The sequence below is a fragment of the Azospirillum griseum genome (assembly GCF_003966125.1).
Taxonomy (GTDB): Bacteria; Pseudomonadota; Alphaproteobacteria; order Azospirillales; family Azospirillaceae; genus Azospirillum; species Azospirillum griseum.
Map to the genome: position 1 here is coordinate 1 of NZ_RXMA01000207.1, position 227 is coordinate 227.

A 227-nucleotide genomic window follows, 5' to 3' on the forward strand; every position below is an offset into this window, starting at 1 on the left:
AGGCGGTTGAACTCCGCCGACGCGCCGTCGCGCGGGCGCGGCATGTCCACCCGGACATCCTGCTTGATGGTTCCGGGCCGGTAGGTCATCACGATGATCCGGTCGGCCAGATAGATGCTTTCCTCGATGGAATGGGTGACGAACAGGATGGTCTTGCCAACCTCCTGCCAAATCCGCAGCAACTCGTCCTGAAGGGTGCGGCGGGTCAGGGCGTCGAGCGCGCCGAA

Annotated in this window: 1 pseudogene; it reads right to left on the reverse strand. The window is 64.3% G+C overall.

Going from position 1 to position 227, the window contains the following annotated elements:
- Nucleotides 1–227, reverse strand: a pseudogene (locus EJ903_RS26795) (ABC transporter ATP-binding protein); the annotation flags it as partial.